The sequence below is a fragment of the Microbacterium aurantiacum genome (assembly GCF_021654035.1).
GTDB classification, from domain to species: domain Bacteria; phylum Actinomycetota; class Actinomycetes; order Actinomycetales; family Microbacteriaceae; genus Microbacterium; species Microbacterium aurantiacum.
The window spans coordinates 551328-567825 of sequence record NZ_JAJPDW010000002.1 but is presented as its reverse complement, the minus strand read 5'-3'; the positions used below and the strand labels follow the sequence as shown (position 1 = coordinate 567825).

At 71.4% G+C, this 16498-nt stretch carries 16 protein-coding genes, 1 tRNA gene and 1 pseudogene; 9 read left to right on the top strand and 9 right to left on the bottom strand.

Translation table 11 applies throughout. The features are described 5' to 3' along the window. Positions 1-55 precede the first annotated feature (55 nt). Positions 56-1099 (top strand): ATP-dependent DNA ligase, encoded by a 1044-nt coding sequence (locus LTL01_RS08135; RefSeq protein WP_236968144.1) that lies wholly within the window; start codon positions 56-58, stop codon positions 1097-1099. A 29-nt stretch (positions 1100-1128) separates the two neighbouring features. On the opposite strand, the gene ligD is transcribed toward LTL01_RS08135, so the two are convergent. From ligD to LTL01_RS08120, 3 genes are all read right to left on the bottom strand, one after another. Next, positions 1129-2157, bottom strand: a complete 1029-nt coding sequence (gene ligD, locus LTL01_RS08130; RefSeq protein ID WP_236968143.1) for a non-homologous end-joining DNA ligase — start codon at positions 2155-2157, stop codon at positions 1129-1131. A 78-nt stretch (positions 2158-2235) separates the two neighbouring features. After that, a complete protein-coding gene (locus LTL01_RS08125) occupies positions 2236-3351 on the bottom strand; it encodes an SseB family protein (RefSeq protein ID WP_236968142.1) in 1116 nt (371 codons plus the stop codon). A 162-nt stretch (positions 3352-3513) separates the two neighbouring features. After that, a complete protein-coding gene (locus tag LTL01_RS08120) occupies positions 3514-6021 on the bottom strand; it encodes an ATP-dependent helicase (protein WP_236968141.1) in 2508 nt (835 codons plus the stop codon). Positions 6022-6094: 73 nt separating this feature from the next. Here LTL01_RS08120 and LTL01_RS08115 point away from each other — a divergent pair, with 73 nt between their 5' ends. Genes LTL01_RS08115 through LTL01_RS08100 form a run of 4 tightly spaced genes read left to right on the top strand, consistent with a single transcriptional unit; the run spans position 6095 to position 9164 of the window. Then, complete coding sequence (locus tag LTL01_RS08115; protein ID WP_236968140.1) at positions 6095-6490, top strand: DUF6507 family protein; 396 nt, start codon at positions 6095-6097, stop codon at positions 6488-6490. After that, positions 6487-8214 (top strand): hypothetical protein, encoded by a 1728-nt coding sequence (locus LTL01_RS08110; protein ID WP_236968139.1) that lies wholly within the window; start codon positions 6487-6489, stop codon positions 8212-8214. Before LTL01_RS08115 ends, LTL01_RS08110 begins: the two co-directional genes overlap by 4 nt. Before the next feature lie 4 nt (positions 8215-8218). Beyond that, positions 8219-8704 carry a hypothetical protein gene (locus LTL01_RS08105; RefSeq protein ID WP_236968138.1) on the top strand — a complete coding sequence of 162 codons (486 nt, stop codon included), beginning with the start codon at positions 8219-8221 and terminating at the stop codon, positions 8702-8704. A gap of 52 nt (positions 8705-8756) precedes the next feature. Next, entirely contained in the window at positions 8757-9164 is a 408-nt protein-coding gene (locus LTL01_RS08100) for a YccF domain-containing protein (RefSeq protein WP_053548498.1), read from the top strand. A gap of 27 nt (positions 9165-9191) precedes the next feature. On the opposite strand, the gene LTL01_RS08095 is transcribed toward LTL01_RS08100, so the two are convergent. After that, positions 9192-10151 (bottom strand): hypothetical protein, encoded by a 960-nt coding sequence (locus tag LTL01_RS08095; protein WP_236968137.1) that lies wholly within the window; start codon positions 10149-10151, stop codon positions 9192-9194. 213 nt (positions 10152-10364) lie between these two features. Here LTL01_RS08095 and LTL01_RS08090 point away from each other — a divergent pair. The 3 genes and pseudogenes from LTL01_RS08090 to LTL01_RS08080 all read left to right on the top strand — a co-directional run. Continuing rightward, positions 10365-10715: pseudogene (locus LTL01_RS08090) on the top strand (heme-binding protein); the annotation flags it as partial. Positions 10716-10825: 110 nt separating this feature from the next. After that, positions 10826-10898: transfer RNA gene (locus LTL01_RS08085), tRNA-Met, on the top strand. A gap of 45 nt (positions 10899-10943) precedes the next feature. Then, positions 10944-11333, top strand: a complete 390-nt coding sequence (locus tag LTL01_RS08080; RefSeq protein WP_236968136.1) for an SdpI family protein — start codon at positions 10944-10946, stop codon at positions 11331-11333. A gap of 7 nt (positions 11334-11340) precedes the next feature. Here the strand turns inward: LTL01_RS08080 and LTL01_RS08075 are convergent, their stop codons facing one another. From LTL01_RS08075 to LTL01_RS08055, 5 genes are read right to left on the bottom strand one after another with little or no spacing between them, the layout of a single operon-like run. After that, positions 11341-11649, bottom strand: a complete 309-nt coding sequence (locus tag LTL01_RS08075; protein WP_236968135.1) for a biopolymer transporter Tol — start codon at positions 11647-11649, stop codon at positions 11341-11343. Further along, complete coding sequence (locus tag LTL01_RS08070) at positions 11646-12161, bottom strand: metallophosphoesterase family protein (RefSeq protein WP_236968134.1); 516 nt, start codon at positions 12159-12161, stop codon at positions 11646-11648. Before LTL01_RS08070 ends, LTL01_RS08075 begins: the two co-directional genes overlap by 4 nt. A gap of 16 nt (positions 12162-12177) precedes the next feature. Then, on the bottom strand, positions 12178-13281 hold the full coding sequence (locus LTL01_RS08065; protein ID WP_236968133.1) for an ABC transporter permease: 1104 nt from the start codon (positions 13279-13281) through the stop codon (positions 12178-12180). Next, positions 13278-14309: an ABC transporter ATP-binding protein gene (locus LTL01_RS08060; RefSeq protein ID WP_236968132.1), complete on the bottom strand. Its 1032-nt coding sequence runs from the start codon at positions 14307-14309 to the stop codon at positions 13278-13280. Before LTL01_RS08060 ends, LTL01_RS08065 begins: the two co-directional genes overlap by 4 nt. 4 nt (positions 14310-14313) lie before the next feature. Next, entirely contained in the window at positions 14314-15360 is a 1047-nt protein-coding gene (locus LTL01_RS08055; RefSeq protein WP_236968131.1) for a glycerophosphodiester phosphodiesterase family protein, read from the bottom strand. Between the two features lie 135 nt (positions 15361-15495). Between LTL01_RS08055 and LTL01_RS08050 the strand changes: the two genes are divergently transcribed. After that, positions 15496-16422, top strand: coding sequence for a Bax inhibitor-1/YccA family protein (locus LTL01_RS08050; RefSeq protein ID WP_236968201.1), 927 nt, complete (start codon positions 15496-15498; stop codon positions 16420-16422). The last annotated feature ends 76 nt before the right edge of the window (positions 16423-16498 follow it).

Below are 16498 nucleotides of genomic sequence, written 5' to 3'. Positions count from 1 at the left end.
GACCCGGCCGCCGAGCCCCCTACCGGGCAACCGACACCGCGGGCAGGATGAGGGGATGCCGTACGACATCCCCCAGCCGATGCTCGCCAAGGCCGTCCCGGCGGTCCCGGACCCGGCGAAGACCCCCGGCGGGCTGAGCTTCGAACCGAAGTGGGACGGTTTCCGCGCCCTCGTGTCGTGGGACGGCACGGACGTCGAGATCGGATCACGTGGCGCGAAGCCTTTGACGCGGTACTTCCCCGAGCTCGTCGCGGCGTTCCGGGAGCTCCTCCCGGCGCCGTGCCTCATCGACGGTGAGATCGTGGTGCCGACCGGACCCGCGGGAGCGCAGCGTGTGGACTGGGAGGCGCTCAGCCAGCGCATCCACCCCGCCGCCTCACGGGTCGCGACGCTCTCCGCCGAGACCCCGGCGATGTTCATCGGCTTCGATCTGCTGGCCCGGGAGGATGCCGATCTGATGGGGCGTCCGTTCGCCGAGCGTCGTGCCGCGCTGGTCGATCTGCTCGCGGATGTCCCGCACCCGGTGCACGTCACCCGCGCCACCGACGATCCGTCCGTCGCCGAGCGATGGCTGACGGAGTTCGAGGGCGCCGGTCTCGACGGTGTCATCGCGAAGCCCCTGGCCGCAGCCTATGCGCCCGGGAAGCGGGCGATGTTCAAGGTCAAGCACGCCCGCACCGCCGACGTCGTCCTCCTCGGCTACCGCATCCATCGCTCGGGCTCCGGCGTCGGGTCGCTCCTGCTCGGTTTGTACGACGACGCGGGCGAGCTAGTCTCGGTCGGCGGCGCGTCCGCGTTCACCGACCGGCGCCGACGCGAGCTCGCGACCGAACTCGAACCGTGGGTCGAGCGAGACGCCGACGGCGCGGCGGTGACCGCCGAGTCCGACCGCTCCCGTTTCAGTGGCTCGAAGGACGTGTCGTTCGTGCGCCTGCGCCCGGAGCGGGTGCTCGAGGTGCGGTACGACCAGCTCGAGGGGCGGCGGTTCCGGCACACGGTGCAGTTCGACCGGTGGCGACCCGATCGCGACCCCCGCTCGTGCACCTACGACCAGCTCGAGAGCGTGGCCGCCTACGACCTCGCCGACGTCCTGGTCTGAGACCGATCCGGCACCGAGCGCCCGTCAGCTCACTCCGCATCCGGGGTGCGGGCGCGCGAGGGCTGGACCCGCGGCGGCTCCCCCGGCATCTTCGGGAACTCGGGCGGGAACGGCAGTTCCCCGAGGCCTTCGGCGAGGTCGCGCTCCCACCACTCCAGGAGCGTGTCGATGCGTCCGGGGGCCGCGAACATCGTCGCCCACGGGTCGCCGCGCTCGGCGAGGCGACCCGGCACCGTGCGGACGGTGAAGTCGGCGGGGTCGACGTCGACGAGCTCGTCCCACTCCAGCGGCGTGGACACGCGCGCATCCGGCAGCGCCCGCGGACTGTAGGCACCCGCCATCGTGCGGTCGCGGTTGGCCTGGTTGAAATCGATGAAGACGCGCTCCCCCCGCTCCTCCTTCCACCACGCGGTGGTCACGCGGTCCGGCATCCGTCGCTCGACCTCGCGTCCGGCGGCGATCACCGCGTGACGGACCTCGAGGAACTCGTGGGTGGGCTCGATCGGACAGAACACGTGGAGTCCCCGGTTGCCGCTCGTCTTCACGAACGCGGTCAGCCCCGCCTCCGCGAGGACGTCGCGCAGCACCGGCGCCACCAGCGCGGCATCCGCGAAGTCCGTGCCCGGCTGCGGGTCGAGGTCGATGCGCAGCTCGACCGGGTCGTCGGTGTCGGCGGCGCGTGAGGCCCAGGGGTGGAAGACGACGGTGTTCATCTGCACCGCCCACACCGCCGCGGCCGCCTCGGTGAGGACCAGCTGCGGGTGCCGGCGCCCGCTGTTGTAGGTCACGGTCACCGTCTCGACGAACGACGGCGCGCCTTTCGGCGGATTCTTCGAGTAGAAGCGCTCCCCCTCGATCCCCTCCGGGAAGCGCTCGAGGGACACCGGCCGATCGCCGTTCGCCGCGAGGAACGGCCCCTGCACAGCGACGATGTACTCCGCCAGCTCGCGTTTGGTGATCCCGAGCGCGGGCCACAGCACGCGGTTCGGGCTCGAGAGTCCCACCTCACGGTCGCCGTGGGGTCCCGCAACGGTCAGGGTGATGCGCTCGGACGCCATGGTCCGACCCTAGGACGTGCGGATGCCGAGCACAGCCCCGTCGCGGAATCGACCACGCGGTGCGCCCGAGCCGTCACCTCAGCCGGCGTCGGGGGCGGGCGCAGCCGAGCCGGGAGCGGGCGTCTCGTCCGGAAGCGCGAGCACCGGGGCGAGGTCGTCGCGTCGCAGTCGGATCCACGGGCCGGCCGGGTCGATCACGACGCCGGCGAGCTGGGTGTCGCGGCGGAGGGCCGCGGCGAGCTGCGCGCCCGTGACGGGGGCCGCACGGTCCTTGCGCTGCAGCACGGCGAGCTCGAGCGGGTGCGAGAAGAGCTCGAGGAACCGCTCGCCCTCGGCCGATCGCGCCTCCGCGAGGCCGGGGCGTCCGTCCGGGGTCTGGCCGACCGCAACCCACAGCGGTGCGCGGGTGAGCGCGTCGGCGACGGCGGACGGCGTCTGGTCGGTGCGCGCACCGGCCAGCAGCGTCTTGACCGCGGCATCCGCGTCGTGAGTCTCAAGGGCCTTGGTGAGGAGCTCGATGGGGATCACGGCGCGGGCGGGCGCTGAGTAGTTGTCGACGATGAGACCGTCGTACCCCTGCGCGAGCACGTGCCGGAGGATGCTGAGCGAAGGCTGCGCGAGAGCCGATGTCTCGGCGTCGCCGTCGGCCTGGATGCTGGCCTGCAGCGCGGCACCCGAGGAGTAGGCCATGACGAACCGGCGCTCCCCCACGGTCGCGACGGCGAGCGGGATCTCGCGCCCCTCGGACAGGAGGGCGCGCGCGTCGCCCTTCACGCGCAGGAAGAGGTGCCCCTGCATCAGCTGACGCGCGACCTGCAGCAGCTCGGTGGCTGCGGGGGGCGTGCTGAGGTCGGCCAGCGCCGTGCGCACGAGGATGTTGTCGCGCAGCCCGGGAACGGATTCGACGCCCTCGGTGGGCGCCGTCTCGGGCCCGAGCACGCGCTTGGTCGCTCCCTCGGGGGCGGCCGGAGGGGCTGCCGGCGGCGGAGTCGCGGGGCCGGAGCCGAGTCCCCCGAACGACGTCATCGAGATCGACACCGACGGCGCGGGCTCGGCCGTGAGTGCCTCCGCCGAGGCGTCGCCGGACGGCGTCGCGCCGGTCGCGTCGCTGTCCGCAGTCACGGCATCGTCGGCCGGGACGGCGGCGTCGTCGTCGGGAGTGGGGTCTTTGGGTCGGCGCGAGAAGAGAGCCATCGCTCGAGCCTAACGGTCCCGTCCTGTCCCCGCGGTTCCGTTCCCCCTCCGTTCACTTGTCGCCTGTTGCGGGTGCGGACGGCCGGAACCCACAACAGGAGACAAGTGAACGGAATCGCCCCGGCGCCCGAACGGGCCGCGGCGCCGGTCGCCAGTCGCCGGTCAGAGCTTGGTGATCGGGGCGATCTTGATGAGGAGCTTCTTCATGCCCGCGCCGTCGAACCGGACGTGCGCGACGCGCTTGGCCCCCTCGCCGGTGACGGCGTCCACGCGGCCCTCGCCGAAGTCGTCGTGACGGATGCGGTCGCCCTGCGCCAGCTCGAGGTCGCCGTTGTCGCGCACCTTGGCCGGGATCCGGTTGGCGAACTTGTCGATCGATCCGCCCGAGCCCGACGGTGAGCGCTTCGCGAGCGGGACCAGGTCGTCGCCGTAGCGTTTGCCGGTCCCGAAGCCCGAGCCCCCGCCGGGTCGGCGCGCGTTGAGTGCGCGCGACTGCGTTCCCCCCCGACTGTTGACGTCTCCGGGCGACTGACGCCACTCCAGCAGATCCGACGGGATCTCCTGGAGGAACCGACTCGGCATCGCCACGGTGACCTCGCCGAACTGCGCGCGGGTCATCGCGAGCGAGAGGTACAGGCGCTTCCGGGCGCGCGTGATGCCGACGTAGAAGAGGCGTCGCTCCTCCTGGGGACCACCCGGCTCCCCCGCCGAGATGCGGTGCGGGATGAGGTCTTCCTCGACGCCGGTGAGGAACACCGCGTCGTACTCCAGCCCCTTGGCGGTGTGCAGGGTCATGAGCGAGACCGAGCCCGAGGCGTCCTCGAGGTCGTCGGCATCCGAGACGAGTGCGACCTCGGTGAGGAAGTCCAGCAGCGTCCCCTCGGGGTTGTTGCGCGCGAACTCCCGCGTCACCGCGACGAGCTCGTCGAGGTTCTCCACGCGCGCCTCATCCTGCGGGTCCTTGCTGGCGCGGAGGGCGTCGTAGTAGCCGCTCTTGTTCAGCAGCAGCTGCAGTCCTTCCGAGACGGCGGTCGGCGGGGCCAGCTCACCGGATGCCGGGAGCATGATCTCCGCCGCTTCGGCGAGCACGGCATCCAGTCGGGAGATCGCCTGCTGGATCTTGGGCCCGACCCCGATCGCCGAGGCGTTGGCGAGGGCGTCGCGGAACGTGATCTGCTCACCCTGGGCGTAGCGCGCGATCGTCTCGATCGTGACGTCGCCGATGCCGCGGCGCGGCCGGTTGATGATGCGGCGCAGCGCCATCTCGTCGGCGGGGTTGGCGATCGCGACGAGATAGGCCAGCGCGTCCTTGATCTCGGCGCGCTCGTAGAACTTCGTGCCGCCCATGATCTTGTAGGGCACCGCGGCGCGGATGAAGATCTCCTCCAGAGCGCGGGACTGCGAGTTCGTCCGGTAGAACACCGCGATCTGGTTGTAGTCGACCCCGGCGCGATGCAGCGTCTCGATCTCGTCGGCGATGAACTGGGCCTCGTCGTGCTGCGAGTAGCCGGTGAAGCCGACGATCGGCTCGCCCGCCCCCACATCGGTCCAGAGCTTCTTGTCTTTCCGATCGAAGTTGTGGCTGATGACGGCATTCGCGGCGGAGAGGATGTTCTGCGTCGACCGGTAGTTCTGCTCGAGCAGCACCACCTTCGCGCCCGGGTAGTCCTTCTCGAACTCGGCGATGTTGCGGATGTCGGCGCCGCGGAAGGCGTAGATCGACTGGTCGGAGTCACCCACCACGGTGAGCGACGCGGGCTCGGGAGCATCGGCGGCCGGCGCGTCGAAGATCATCATTCCGCTGTCGGCATACTCGTCGCCGCCGCCGCTCGACACCGGTCGCGTCAGCTCGTGGATGAGCGCGTACTGCGCGTGGTTGGTGTCCTGGTACTCGTCCACCATGATGTGCCGGAACCGCCGCCGGTAGACGTCGGCGACGTGCGGGAACGCACGGAACAGGAACACGGTCTGCCCGATGAGGTCGTCGAAGTCGAAGGCGTTGGCGCGCTGCAGTTCGCGCTGGTAGGCGCTGAAGACCTCGACGAACACGCGCTCGGCGGGGTCGCTCATGTTCGCCGACCGGGCGTAGGACTCGGCATCCGCCAGTTCGTTCTTGAGCTTGGAGATCCGCCCCTGCGTCGCCGCCGGCGTGAGCCCGTAGGCGTCGGCCTCGTGCTCTTTCACGAGCCGCTTGATGAGGGCGCGGGAGTCGCCCGAGTCGTAGATGGTGAACGACGTGGTGAACCCGAACTGGGCAGCTTCCCGACGAAGGATCCGCACGCACGCCGAGTGGAACGTCGAGATCCACATGCCGCGCGCGCTCTCACCGATCAGCTGCCCGACGCGCTCGCGCATCTCGCCGGCGGCCTTGTTCGTGAACGTGATGGCGAGGATCTGGCTCGGCCACGCCTCGCGGGTGCGCAGGAGCGACGCCACACGCCGCGTCAGCACGCTCGTCTTGCCCGACCCGGCACCCGCGACGATGAGCAGGGCGGGTCCGCGGTAGGTGACCGCCTCGCGCTGCTGCGGGTTCAGCCCCTCGAGCAGGTCGTCGTCGGGTCGCGGTCCGCTCCCGGGAGCGGCGCCCCCCGTGCGCGGGGAACGGTCGTCGCCGACCACGAGAACAGGGGCGGATGCCGCGCGAGGCGCGGGCGCAGAGGCGTCGGTCATGTCGGTCCCAGTGTAGGCGCGGGCTCCGACACCGCCCTGGGGATCACGGAGGGGTTGTGCGTAGGCTGGGCCCATGACGCGGTGGCGCATCGACGTGGGTTCCACCCACACCCTCCTCACCGAGGTGCTCGACGCCGCCGCAGACGCCGCGACGCCGATCTCCCGCGGCGAGCAGGCACTGCGGGACGCCGCCTCCGCCCTGGCCGGTGTCGACGGCGTCGGGTCCGCCGTGTCCGGTCTCGCGGAGGAGTGGGACGGGCACGGCGCGCGGATCGCATCGCTCGTGCACGCGGGTGTGTCCGCGGTGGGCGCGAACCTCGTGACCTACATCGACGCCGACGAGACGATGGCGTCATCGACCGGATCCGCGGACACGGCATCCGCCTCCGGCGCCCTCCCCGCGCCCCCGCTCCCCGGCCGCGGCTTCGGCCCCCTCGGGTCCACCGGTCCGCAGAGGTCGCTGCGGTGACCGCGAGCGCGACGATCGCGCTGGTCGGCGTGAGCATGATCCCCGACCTCCCGGCAGATCCCGCGAGCGTCGCGGCCGCCGCGACGGCCGTCCGCGCCTCCGTCGACGGCGTCGCCGACGCCGGTCGCGACGCGGTCCGCCGCTGGGGAGGCCTGGTCGCGGCGTACGAGACACCGGAGACCGCCACCGCCGTCGCGAGCCTCTCGCCGGTCGACGACGCCGCCGCCGAATGGGCCACCGCGGCCACCGCGATCGCCCGCGCGCTCGAGGACTACGCCGAGATCCTGGAGCAGCAGAAGCGCGAGATCGACCAGCTGCACCGCGAGATCTCCGGCTTCCTCGCGGGGCTCCGCTCCTTCCAGCGCTCCCAGCGCGAACAGTTCGCGCCCGACGGCGAGGATCTGCCGAGCCACCTGCTGTTCGACCCGTCGCACCTGGTCTACAACGATGATCTCCGCGCGCGCTGCCAGCACGTCGCGGCGATGCTCGACATCGCCGCTGAGACCTGCCGAAGCGACCTCGGCGCCGTGTCGGGCCCGACCACCTCCCTCCCGCCCGCATCCGTTCCCGCGCCGCTGTCGACCCTCGGACCGACCGGCATCGCGACTCTCGACGACCGGGTGGCGGCGGCGATCCTCGACGCGCTCGTCCGCGCCGCCGGAACGGATGCCGACGCCGACGCGGTCGCCGCTCTCCTCGCCGCCCACCCCGACTACCTCGACGTCCTCGCCGCCGGCACCGCAGATCCGGCCGCGGTGGCCGCGTGGTGGGAGTCGGACGTCGTCCCCGGCTCCCCGCTCGCCGCGGCGCTCATCTCCGGCGCGTCGCTCGCGGTGGGCGGCCTGAACGGAATCCCCGCCCCCGCGCGCGTGGCCGCCAATCGAGAGACGGCCGCACGGCGGCTCGCCGAAGCCCGCGCCGAGCTCGAGGACACCCCCGCGTACATCCACCAGGGACGCGTCCTGCGTTCGAACGCGTCCGAGCGGACGGCGCTGGAGGCCGAGATCGCCTATCTCGAACGGGTCGCCGCCGGCGAGCGGTCGCTCTACCTCTACGACCCGCGGCGGGAGCGGATCATCGAGATGATCGGAGACCCGTCACGCGCGGCCTACTCGATCACGTACGTCCCGGGAACGGGCACCAACATGGCGAGCTACTACTCCGGCGGCGTGCAGTCCGTCGCGCAGTACCTGGTCGAGCAGGACACCACCGGTCGCTCCGTCGCCTTCGTGTACACGGACGGGCCGTGGGCGTCGTGGGGCCTGCCCTTCCAAGAGACCAGCAACGCCAACCGCGATTTCGCGAGGGACGAGGGCGCTCAACTCGCGCGGTTCGAAGACGGGCTGCGCAGCGACGCGCAGCTCGCCTCGGCGACCCGCGTCGGCATCGCCCACAGCGCCGGGATGAGCGTCCTGTCGAGCGCGGAAGTCGCGGGAGCCGAGTACGACCAGGTGAAATCCCTCGCCGGGTCCTGGCTCCAGGACGGGTGGAGCGCACGCGAGGGCACGGATTACGCTCATCACCAGTACGGATTCGACGCCATCAACTACCTGAACCCGTTCTACGACACCCCGCAGGAATCGTCCGCGTTCGTACAGCACGAGTACACCCCGTCGTCCTTCCTCGGTATCCAGAACGAGCTCGACAACCACGTGCGGGTGACCGAGGGGCCGCGGCGCAACAGCGAGGTCCTCCGCGACCTCTACAGGGAGATCCATGAATAGGCGGGTGACCCTCGTCGCGGCGGCGGCCGTGCTGATCGCGACGCTGACCGCCTGTCAGCAGCCCACGGAAGGCACCCCCATGACCCTCGACGAAGCGAAGTCCGAGTACCTGGCGGCGCAGGCGGACCTGCGGTCGTCGATTCCCGCGGATGTCGCGCTCGAGGATCTCGGGACCGTCGAGACGGCCACCCTGCTGCCGTGCGACACCGATCCGGAGCGGTTCATCTGGCCCGGCGCGATGACGGTGTCGATCGCCCCGGTCACCGACACGGATGCCGTGCTCGACGGGATCGCCGACGAGTGGGCCGCGAAGGGGGGCTGGACCCCCGAGCGGGGTGCGACGTCCGGCGGGGCACCCACGCTCGATCTCGCCCACGAGGACGGACTCTCGATCGGCATCGCCGCCCTCGAGGGCAACACGGTCCTGCAGATCTCGGGCTTCAGCGCCTGCTTCGCCATGGACGAGTACGACCCGCTCGAGAAGTACTGACGCCCCCACGGGCACCCAGCCGGGTGTCGGGAGCGCCTGGCACAATGAGCGCGTGCGCACCCTCCTGAACATCATCTGGCTGATCTTCGCCGGTTTCTGGCTTTTCGTCGGCTACATGGTCGCGGGGGTGCTCCTGTGCATCCTCATCGTCACCATCCCTTGGGGCATCGCCTCGTTCCGGGTCGGCCTGTACGCACTGTGGCCGTTCGGCCGCGAGGTCGTCTCCAAGCCGACCGCGGGCGTCGGGTCCTTCCTCGGCAACGTCGTCTGGGTCATCCTGGCCGGATGGTGGCTCGCGCTCGGCCACATCATCTCGGGGATCGCCCTGTGCATCACGATCATCGGCATCCCGCTCGGGATCGCCGACTTCAAACTCGTCCCCGTGTCCCTCATGCCGCTCGGCAAAGACATCGTCTCGACCCGCCGCGGCGCGTTCGACCGCACCCTCACCGCGCGCTGACCGCGGCGAGCGCCGGCGGTCCGGACCTCACGGGACGGGAAGGCGCTGCGGCTCCGGCATCCGTGCGAGCACCACGCCGACGACGGCGATCACGACGGCGACGCCCGCGGCGATCCACGGCGCTCCCACCGGGAGCAGCGCGATCGCGTCGAGGACGCGTGCCAGACCTGCGGGAAGGAGCTCGACGTCGGCGGAGGTCGCGGCGGCGAAACGGATGCCGACGAACCCGAGGATGACGGCCGGCACGGCGAGGCCCGCACCGAAAGCCGCGAGGACGGCGCCGGCCGCGCGGCGCGCGCCGATCTGCGCCTCGAGTGCCCACCCGATCGCGATGAACAGCCATCCGAACAGCGCGACACCCACGGCGACGACCAGGGTCGAGGTCGCGGGAGCCGCCCACACGACCGTCCACGCGACCTCGGGGCCGGAGACCGCGATCACCGCGAGTTCGACCACGCACTGGAGGACGACGACGCCGCCGGCTGACGCGATCGCGGGCCACGGCGAGCGATGCCAGATGAACAGTCGCAGCACGACGGCGAAGGGGATCAGCGCCGCGGCGGTGAGGAGGAGCGGCATCCAGAGCACGAACGACGCCTCGATGAGGCGCGTGGCGATGAGGAGCGCCAAAGGGACAGCGAACATCAGCCAGCGGTCGAGCTCGAGCATCCCGAGCGTCGACTCCCGCGCGCGCCACGGACGGGTGGAGGACAGCCAGGACGCCCGCGCGGCAGCCGCACCCGGCCGTGCGACGAGCCGTGTGCGGGCGGCGAGCATGCCGATGACGAGCCACGCGAGAGCGAGGACGAGCACACCGCGGGCGAACCAGGTCATCAGCGCGTTGCGTTCCGGATCGCGTAGGCCGGTCGGCTCCGGCACGGTCGGGGCGAACGCGCCCGCGGCGAGGACGCCGAGGAACAGGCCTACGCCGAGAAGGAATCCGGCCGTGGCGACAGCGAGAATGATCCGCTGTGTCGCCCGCGCCATGGGTCAAAGTTACTCCGATCGAACCTGTGCGTTGACCGGGGAGACGATCCGGACCGCAACGGCTCGCAACAGCGCTAGATTCGGCCTATGTTCGAGGCCGCCGCGACCCTATCCCGCATCGAGGACGAGGAGCGCGAGCTCGTCTTCCCCCGCTTCGACCTGGAGGATGCCTGGATCCTCGGGTCCGCGCTCCGGTAGAGCGCGCGGGAGCGCAGCCTTCCGATCGTGATCGGCATCTCGCTCGGCGAGGCGCGGGTGTTCCACACCGCTCTCCCCGGCTCGTCGTCCGACAACGACGAATGGCTCGAGCGGAAAGCGCGGGTCGCCCGGCGGTACGGACGTTCGTCGTACGGCGTGGGCATGCTCTTCCGCAGCCGCGATCAGGACTTCGACACGCACTCGCGACTGGACCCGAGCGTCTACGCCGCGGCGGGCGGGGTCTTCCCGATCCTCGTCACCGGCGTCGGCATGGTCGGCACCGTCGGCGTCTCCGGCCTCCCCCAGGCCGACGACCACGCCCTCGTCGTGGAGCACCTGCGCGCGCACCTCGCCTCGCGTCGCTGAGCGGCCGACGTCGTCCGCGTGACGTCCCGTGACCGATCGTGACGACGGATGACGCGCCGACCGCGACCCCCCTGGTCCGTGTCGGCGACCCGGGTTAGCGTGGAGGACATCGCGGCGATCCGGGTGGTCCCGGACCCCGGCTCATACCCGGCGGTGTTGCGGGTTCGACTCCCGCCGTCGCGTCGACACAGGCTCGTCACCATGCGCACATGCTCTTAGGCTGGAGCCGTGACAGATCCGACGACTCCCCTCTGGGCGATGCTCGTCACCGTCGTGGGTCTCGGAGCCGCAGGTGTGGCGCTCGTCATCCTGGCGCGCCGGAGCCGCGACGGTCGCCTGCCGCGCAATCAGATCGCCGGCATCCGGACGGCGCTGACGCTGTCGTCGGATGCCGCGTGGTACGCCGCGCAGAGGGCATCCGCTTCGGCGAATGAGATCGCAGGATGGGGCACACTCATCGGCGCCGCCGTACTCGTCGCCATCGTCGCCGCGCCGCTCCCGTCCGGGGTGGCGTTGCTGACGACCGTCGTGGTCGTGCTCGGGACGGCGGCGTGGATGCTGGTCTGGGTCCTGATCGGCGCTGCTCGTGGTCAGCGCGCCGCGCACGCGCACCGCTGAGCGCGGGTCAGTCCGCGGCGTCGTCCAGGGCGTCGAGCTCGGCGAGCGCATCCTCGGCGCGCCGGCGGCGGTCCGCGAGCGTGATCTCCCACCATGGGTCGCCGCGCTCGCCCAGACCGTGCTTCGCGAGCCCCACCCGTCGGCGGGCGAGAGCGACGGCATCGTCGTCGCCGGCGGACTTCGCCGCGCGCACTCCGGACCGCCCGCGACCGAGGTGGGAGGTGAGCGCACGCACGGTCTCCTCGGCGAGCTCGGGGTCGGTGCGGCGCCAACGGCGGCCGTTCACGACGAGCCAGCGTTCGTCGTCGACGCTCATCCCCCCGTCGCCTCACGGGAGACGGGGATGAGCGTCACGTCGCGCAGGACGCCGGCATCCGCCACCGCGGTCATGATCGTGCACTCCGGCTGCCTGCGGCGATCAGTGGGCGAACCGGGGTTCAGCAGCCGGAGGCCGGCGGGCGTTCGCGAGTCCCACGGGATGTGCGAATGACCGAACACCAGGACGTCGGCGTCGGGGAAGGCGGCGTCCATCCGCGCCTCCCGCCCCGACGCTGCGCCGGTCTCGTGCACGACCGCGATCCGCACGCCCTCGACGTCGCGGCGGGCGATCTCGGGGAGCCGAGCCCGAAGGTCCGGACCGTCGTTGTTGCCCCAGACCCCGACGACCTCGCCGTGCTGCGCGAGGTCGTCGAGCACGGACTCTCTGACCCAGTCGCCGGCGTGGACGATGAGGTCGGCGGCATCCGCGGCCCTCCGCACCGCATCCGGAAGGGCTCGCGCCCGCGCCGGGATGTGGGTGTCGGCGAGGAGGAGGAGACGGGAGGTCACGGGCGCACCAATCGCGTCAGGCGATGCGCGTGCCGGGCGGTAGACGGCGCGCGGGGGTGTCGGTGCGACGCCACGCCCACCACAGCAGCAGGGCGGCGAGCGCGATCTGCAGCGCGAGGCCGACGAACCAGCTGGGGGTCGACCCGGCGATGATCTCCTCCGGCGTCGGCTGATCGGTCGGTGGCGTCGGCGCGCAGTCGTCCCAGCGCGTCTCGGTCTCCGGTGCCTCCTGCGCGGCACGGATGCCGAGCTTGATCTGCCCGAAGAGGTCCACGGGGTAGCCCGAGCTGTCGAACGCCGTGGGGGTGGCGTCGGCGAGGATCACGAAGGGGTTCGCCGCCAGCATCCACCACACGGTGTCGAAGCGCGGAGCCTCGTATGTGCTCGTCTGCCAGGGTCCGCAGGTGATCTCCGCCTCCTCGTCGCACGGGTAGGCCGGCGACGAGCTCTCCCCGGGGAAGCACGGCGGGATGCCGTCCGGATCGACCGAGGTGTACTCGAAGGAGCGGTACGAGTTCGTCACCTCGGTCCGAACGGAGGCGCCGACGAGGAGGAAGGCGACGAGTGTGCCGATCACCAGGGCAGCGACGACGAGATAGGTCGTCGCCACCGAGAAGAGCGGACGCGCCAGGATGCCGCTCATGGCCACCCCGATCGCCGCGACGACGCCGATCTCGACGATGAGGACGGCGAGCGCCACCAGCATCGTCGCCGCCGACGTGCCGCCGGCCAGGGTGGCGATGAGGAGGAACGGGATCGAGACCGCGACGAACGCCAGTCCGGTGATCCAGGCGGTGAGGAACTTCCCCATCAGGATCTCGGCGGTCGTGGCGAGGGTCACCTGCACCGGCGCGAGCGTCGCGGCCTCCCGGTCGCCGTTGATCGCATTGCCGCTGAGGGTCGGTGAGACGAGCACCACCAACAGCAACGTGATGTAGACGATGGTCGAGAAGACCCCGGACCCGGCGTCCCGCGGCACGACGCCCCACGCGAGGAACGACAGCGCCGTCACGAGCACGAGCACGAGGGCGAAGACGCCGAGCAGCACGTACCAGGCGACACTCCGCGTCCGCTGCATCAGCTCGAGGCGGACGATCGTGCCGAGTCGCTGCGCGTTCATGCCGTCTCTCCGTCCGCGCCGGAGTCCCCGACGGGGTTCGTCGGCGGGTCCTCGTCGCTCGTGGTCCCGAGGTCGAGGAAGGTCCGCTCGAGGCTCCCCTGCGCCGCGGCGAACTCCACGACGGGGACGTCGGCGGCGACGAGGGCGCGAAGGGCCGCGGCGGCCTCGGACTCCGACGCGAAGGGGACGAGGAGATCCCGCCGGTCGACCGTGATCGTCTCCGCGTCGCGTCCGAGGACCTCGGCGATCCACCCGGCGCTGTTCGCCACGGCGGCCTCGGCACCGGCGGCATCCCCGGCGATCCGGAGACGCCAGGGCCGTGTGCGGGCGGATGCGGCCGCGACGCGGTCGGCGTCGACGCTCCGCCCCTCGACGAGGAACACGGCGTCGTCGACGACTTCCTCGAGCTCGGACAGGATGTGGCTGGAGACGAGGATCGTCCGCCCCTCGGCGGCCATGCGGCGCAGGAGCACGCGCAGCTCCACCCGCGCCTGGGGGTCCAGGCCCGAGGCCGGTTCGTCGAGGAGGAGGATCCGCGGGTCGTGCACGAGCGCGCGAGCGAGGCCCAGGCGCTGCTTCTGCCCGCGGGAGAACACGCGCGCGGGGGCGTCGGCGAGCGGGACGAGCCCCACCTCGCGCAGGAGCACCTCGGCGCGGGCCGCGGCATCCGTCTTCGTGAGCCCGTAGAGGCGCCCGGTCATCACCAGCGTCTCGCGGGCGGTGAGGGTCCCCCACGCACCGAGTGCGTCCGGCATCCACCCGGTGCGAGCGCGCGCGGCGTGCGGGTCGGCGATCGGATCGACGCCATCGAGCCGGATCTCGCCCGCGTCGGGGGCCAGGAGCGAGGCGAGCATCAGCAGGAGCGTCGTCTTCCCCGAGCCGTTCGGGCCGACGAGGCCGGTCACGGCTCCCGGTCGGGCGTGCAGGGTGACGTCCTGAACGGCGTGCACCGATCCGAATGACCGGCGCACCCCCGTCACGACGATCCCCTCGGCGACGGGACTCTCGACGATTCCGGCGCTGGTCATGCGCTCACCCTAGGCGGCGGTCCTCGCCGTCGTCGGCGTCCGCGCCGAAGAACCGCACCCCGAGATCGGCGTGGTCGACGAAGACCCCGTCGATGCCGGATGCCGCCAGCAGCGCCCACTCCCCCTCCCAGTCGCCGAACGCGGCCTTGCCGCCGCGCGTGCGGAACTGCGGGATCAGGAAGGCGTTCTCGCACCGCGCCGTCCACGTGAAGACGCGGAGGCCCCGTACGTGGGCGTCGGCGACGATCGGCGACGGTCCCGTCGCGCGACCGAGCCGGTCGGGCGCGAGGATCATGCGCTTGTCGACGCTGATGCCGTCGACGGTGCCGACGAGGGCGTCGAGACCGGAGGGCGCCGCTGTCTGCGCGTAGGTGGGCGCCGCCTTCCCCTGCGCGGCGACGAGGTCGAACGGACTCCCGGAGGCTTCGAGGAGGTAGATGTACGTGGCGGGCACCGCGCGGGCGCGGAGGTCGGCGAGCACGGTCGATTCGAACGACTCGATCGTGAGCGGCAGCTGCCCCGCCCCCCATCCCGCCGCGTGCAGCTCGTCGGCGACGAGGCGCGCGACGTCCCAGCCGAGGGCGGCGAAGTACGTGGGGTGCTTGATCTCGAGCACCACGCCGATCTCGCGTCCCGCCTCGAGCGACCCGCGCCGCACCAGGTCGAGCACGTCCCGCAGGAGCAGCACCGGCTGGGTGTCGTCGAAGGTCGCGCTGGTGGAGCGGATGCCGGGGATCCGCTCGCGGCAGCGCAGGCTCTGCAGCTCCGCCGCCGTGAAGTCCTCGGTGAACCACCCCTCGAGCTCCTCCCCGTCCACGCGCTTGCGCGTACGGCGGTCGGCGAACTCGGGCCGGTCGGCGACATCCGTGGTGCCGGAGATCTCGTTCTCGTGCCGGACCACCAGCACCCCGTCGCGCGTGACCACGACGTCGGGCTCGACGGCATCCACCCCCATCTCCAGGGCGAGGTCGTAGGACGACCGCGAGTGCTCGGGGCGATACCCCGGGACACCCCGATGGCCGATGACGAGCGGGCGGGATCGTCGCGACACGCTCACACAGTACCCGCGGGCGGCCCGCGTCGAGCGCACTCCCAGCGGGAACAAAGGCGTTTCGAGCGACGTTCGGATATCGTGGATCCACAGCACAGCGCTGTGAGAAAACCCCGACTTTGGAGTGTGAGAGCAGTGGCCCTCAACAACCCCGCGTTCAACAACCCCGCGTTCCAGGATCCGAAGGCCGTGCAGACCTATCCCGGTGGTGCGCAGGCGGCGAACCTGGGTGGTCCCACGCAGTTCGCCACCGCGCAGCGCGCGGGAACGGATGCCGCGGCCAACGCCCGCCTGGAGGGCATGTACGCCGCCCCCACCGCCGGTGCGACCGAGACCGACCGGATGACCGTCGAGGACACCGTCATGAAGACGGTCGGCCTCTTCGCGATCCTCCTCGTCACCGCGGCGGTCGGCTGGGTCTGGACCCTCGGCGGTCTCACGATCACCGGCGACACCGCGCAGCAGATCTCGATGGCCCCGTGGCTCATCGGTCTCGCCGGCGGCTTCATCCTGTCGATGGTCGTCATCTTCACCTCGCGCAAGAAGGTGCGCCCCGCCCTCATCTGGGCGTATGCCGCGTTCGAGGGCCTCTTCATCGGTGGCATCTCGGCGTTCTTCGAGGTCCTCTACCCCGGCATCGTGATGCAGGCGACCCTTGCGACCTTCGCGGTGGTCGGCGTCACCCTCGCCCTCTTCGCCAGCGGCAAGGTCCGCGCGTCGAAGAAGGCCACCAAGATCTTCATGATCGCGATGATCGGCTACATGGTCTTCGCCCTGCTGAACCTGGTCCTCATGTGGACGAACGTCCTCCCCGCCGACCAGGCCTTCGGCCTCTACAGCGCTCGCATCATGGGCATCCCGCTGGGCCTCATCATCGGCGTCCTCGTCGTGATCCTCGCCGCGTACTCGCTGGTGCTCGACTTCGACATGATCCAGCGCGGCGTCCGCAACCGCGCGCCGCGTCAGTACGCGTGGCTCGGGGCCTTCGGCATCATGGTCACCGTCGTCTGGCTGTACGTCGAAATCCTCCGGATGATCGCGATCATCCGCGGCAGCAACTGACATCCCGCGCGATCCTCGGGTCGCGAGTACGAGGGGGTCGCCCATTCCGGGCGGCCCCCTCGTCGTTCGCCCGCGT

Bases quoted from the DNA above. Each gene is read 5' to 3' on its own strand.
- LTL01_RS08135 (WP_236968144.1), top strand. From the start codon at position 56: ATGCCGTACGACATCCCCCAGCCGATGCTCGCCAAGGCCGTCCCGGCG.
- LTL01_RS08095 (WP_236968137.1), bottom strand. From the start codon at position 10,151: ATGGCGCGGGCGACACAGCGGATCATTCTCGCTGTCGCCACGGCCGGA.
- LTL01_RS08125 (WP_236968142.1), bottom strand. From the start codon at position 3,351: ATGGCTCTCTTCTCGCGCCGACCCAAAGACCCCACTCCCGACGACGAC.
- LTL01_RS08075 (WP_236968135.1), bottom strand. From the start codon at position 11,649: ATGAGCGTCGACGACGAACGCTGGCTCGTCGTGAACGGCCGCCGTTGG.
- LTL01_RS08060 (WP_236968132.1), bottom strand. From the start codon at position 14,309: ATGACCAGCGCCGGAATCGTCGAGAGTCCCGTCGCCGAGGGGATCGTC.
- LTL01_RS08120 (WP_236968141.1), bottom strand. From the start codon at position 6,021: ATGACCGACGCCTCTGCGCCCGCGCCTCGCGCGGCATCCGCCCCTGTT.
- ligD (WP_236968143.1), bottom strand. From the start codon at position 2,157: ATGGCGTCCGAGCGCATCACCCTGACCGTTGCGGGACCCCACGGCGAC.
- LTL01_RS08065 (WP_236968133.1), bottom strand. From the start codon at position 13,281: ATGAACGCGCAGCGACTCGGCACGATCGTCCGCCTCGAGCTGATGCAG.
- LTL01_RS08115 (WP_236968140.1), top strand. From the start codon at position 6,095: ATGACGCGGTGGCGCATCGACGTGGGTTCCACCCACACCCTCCTCACC.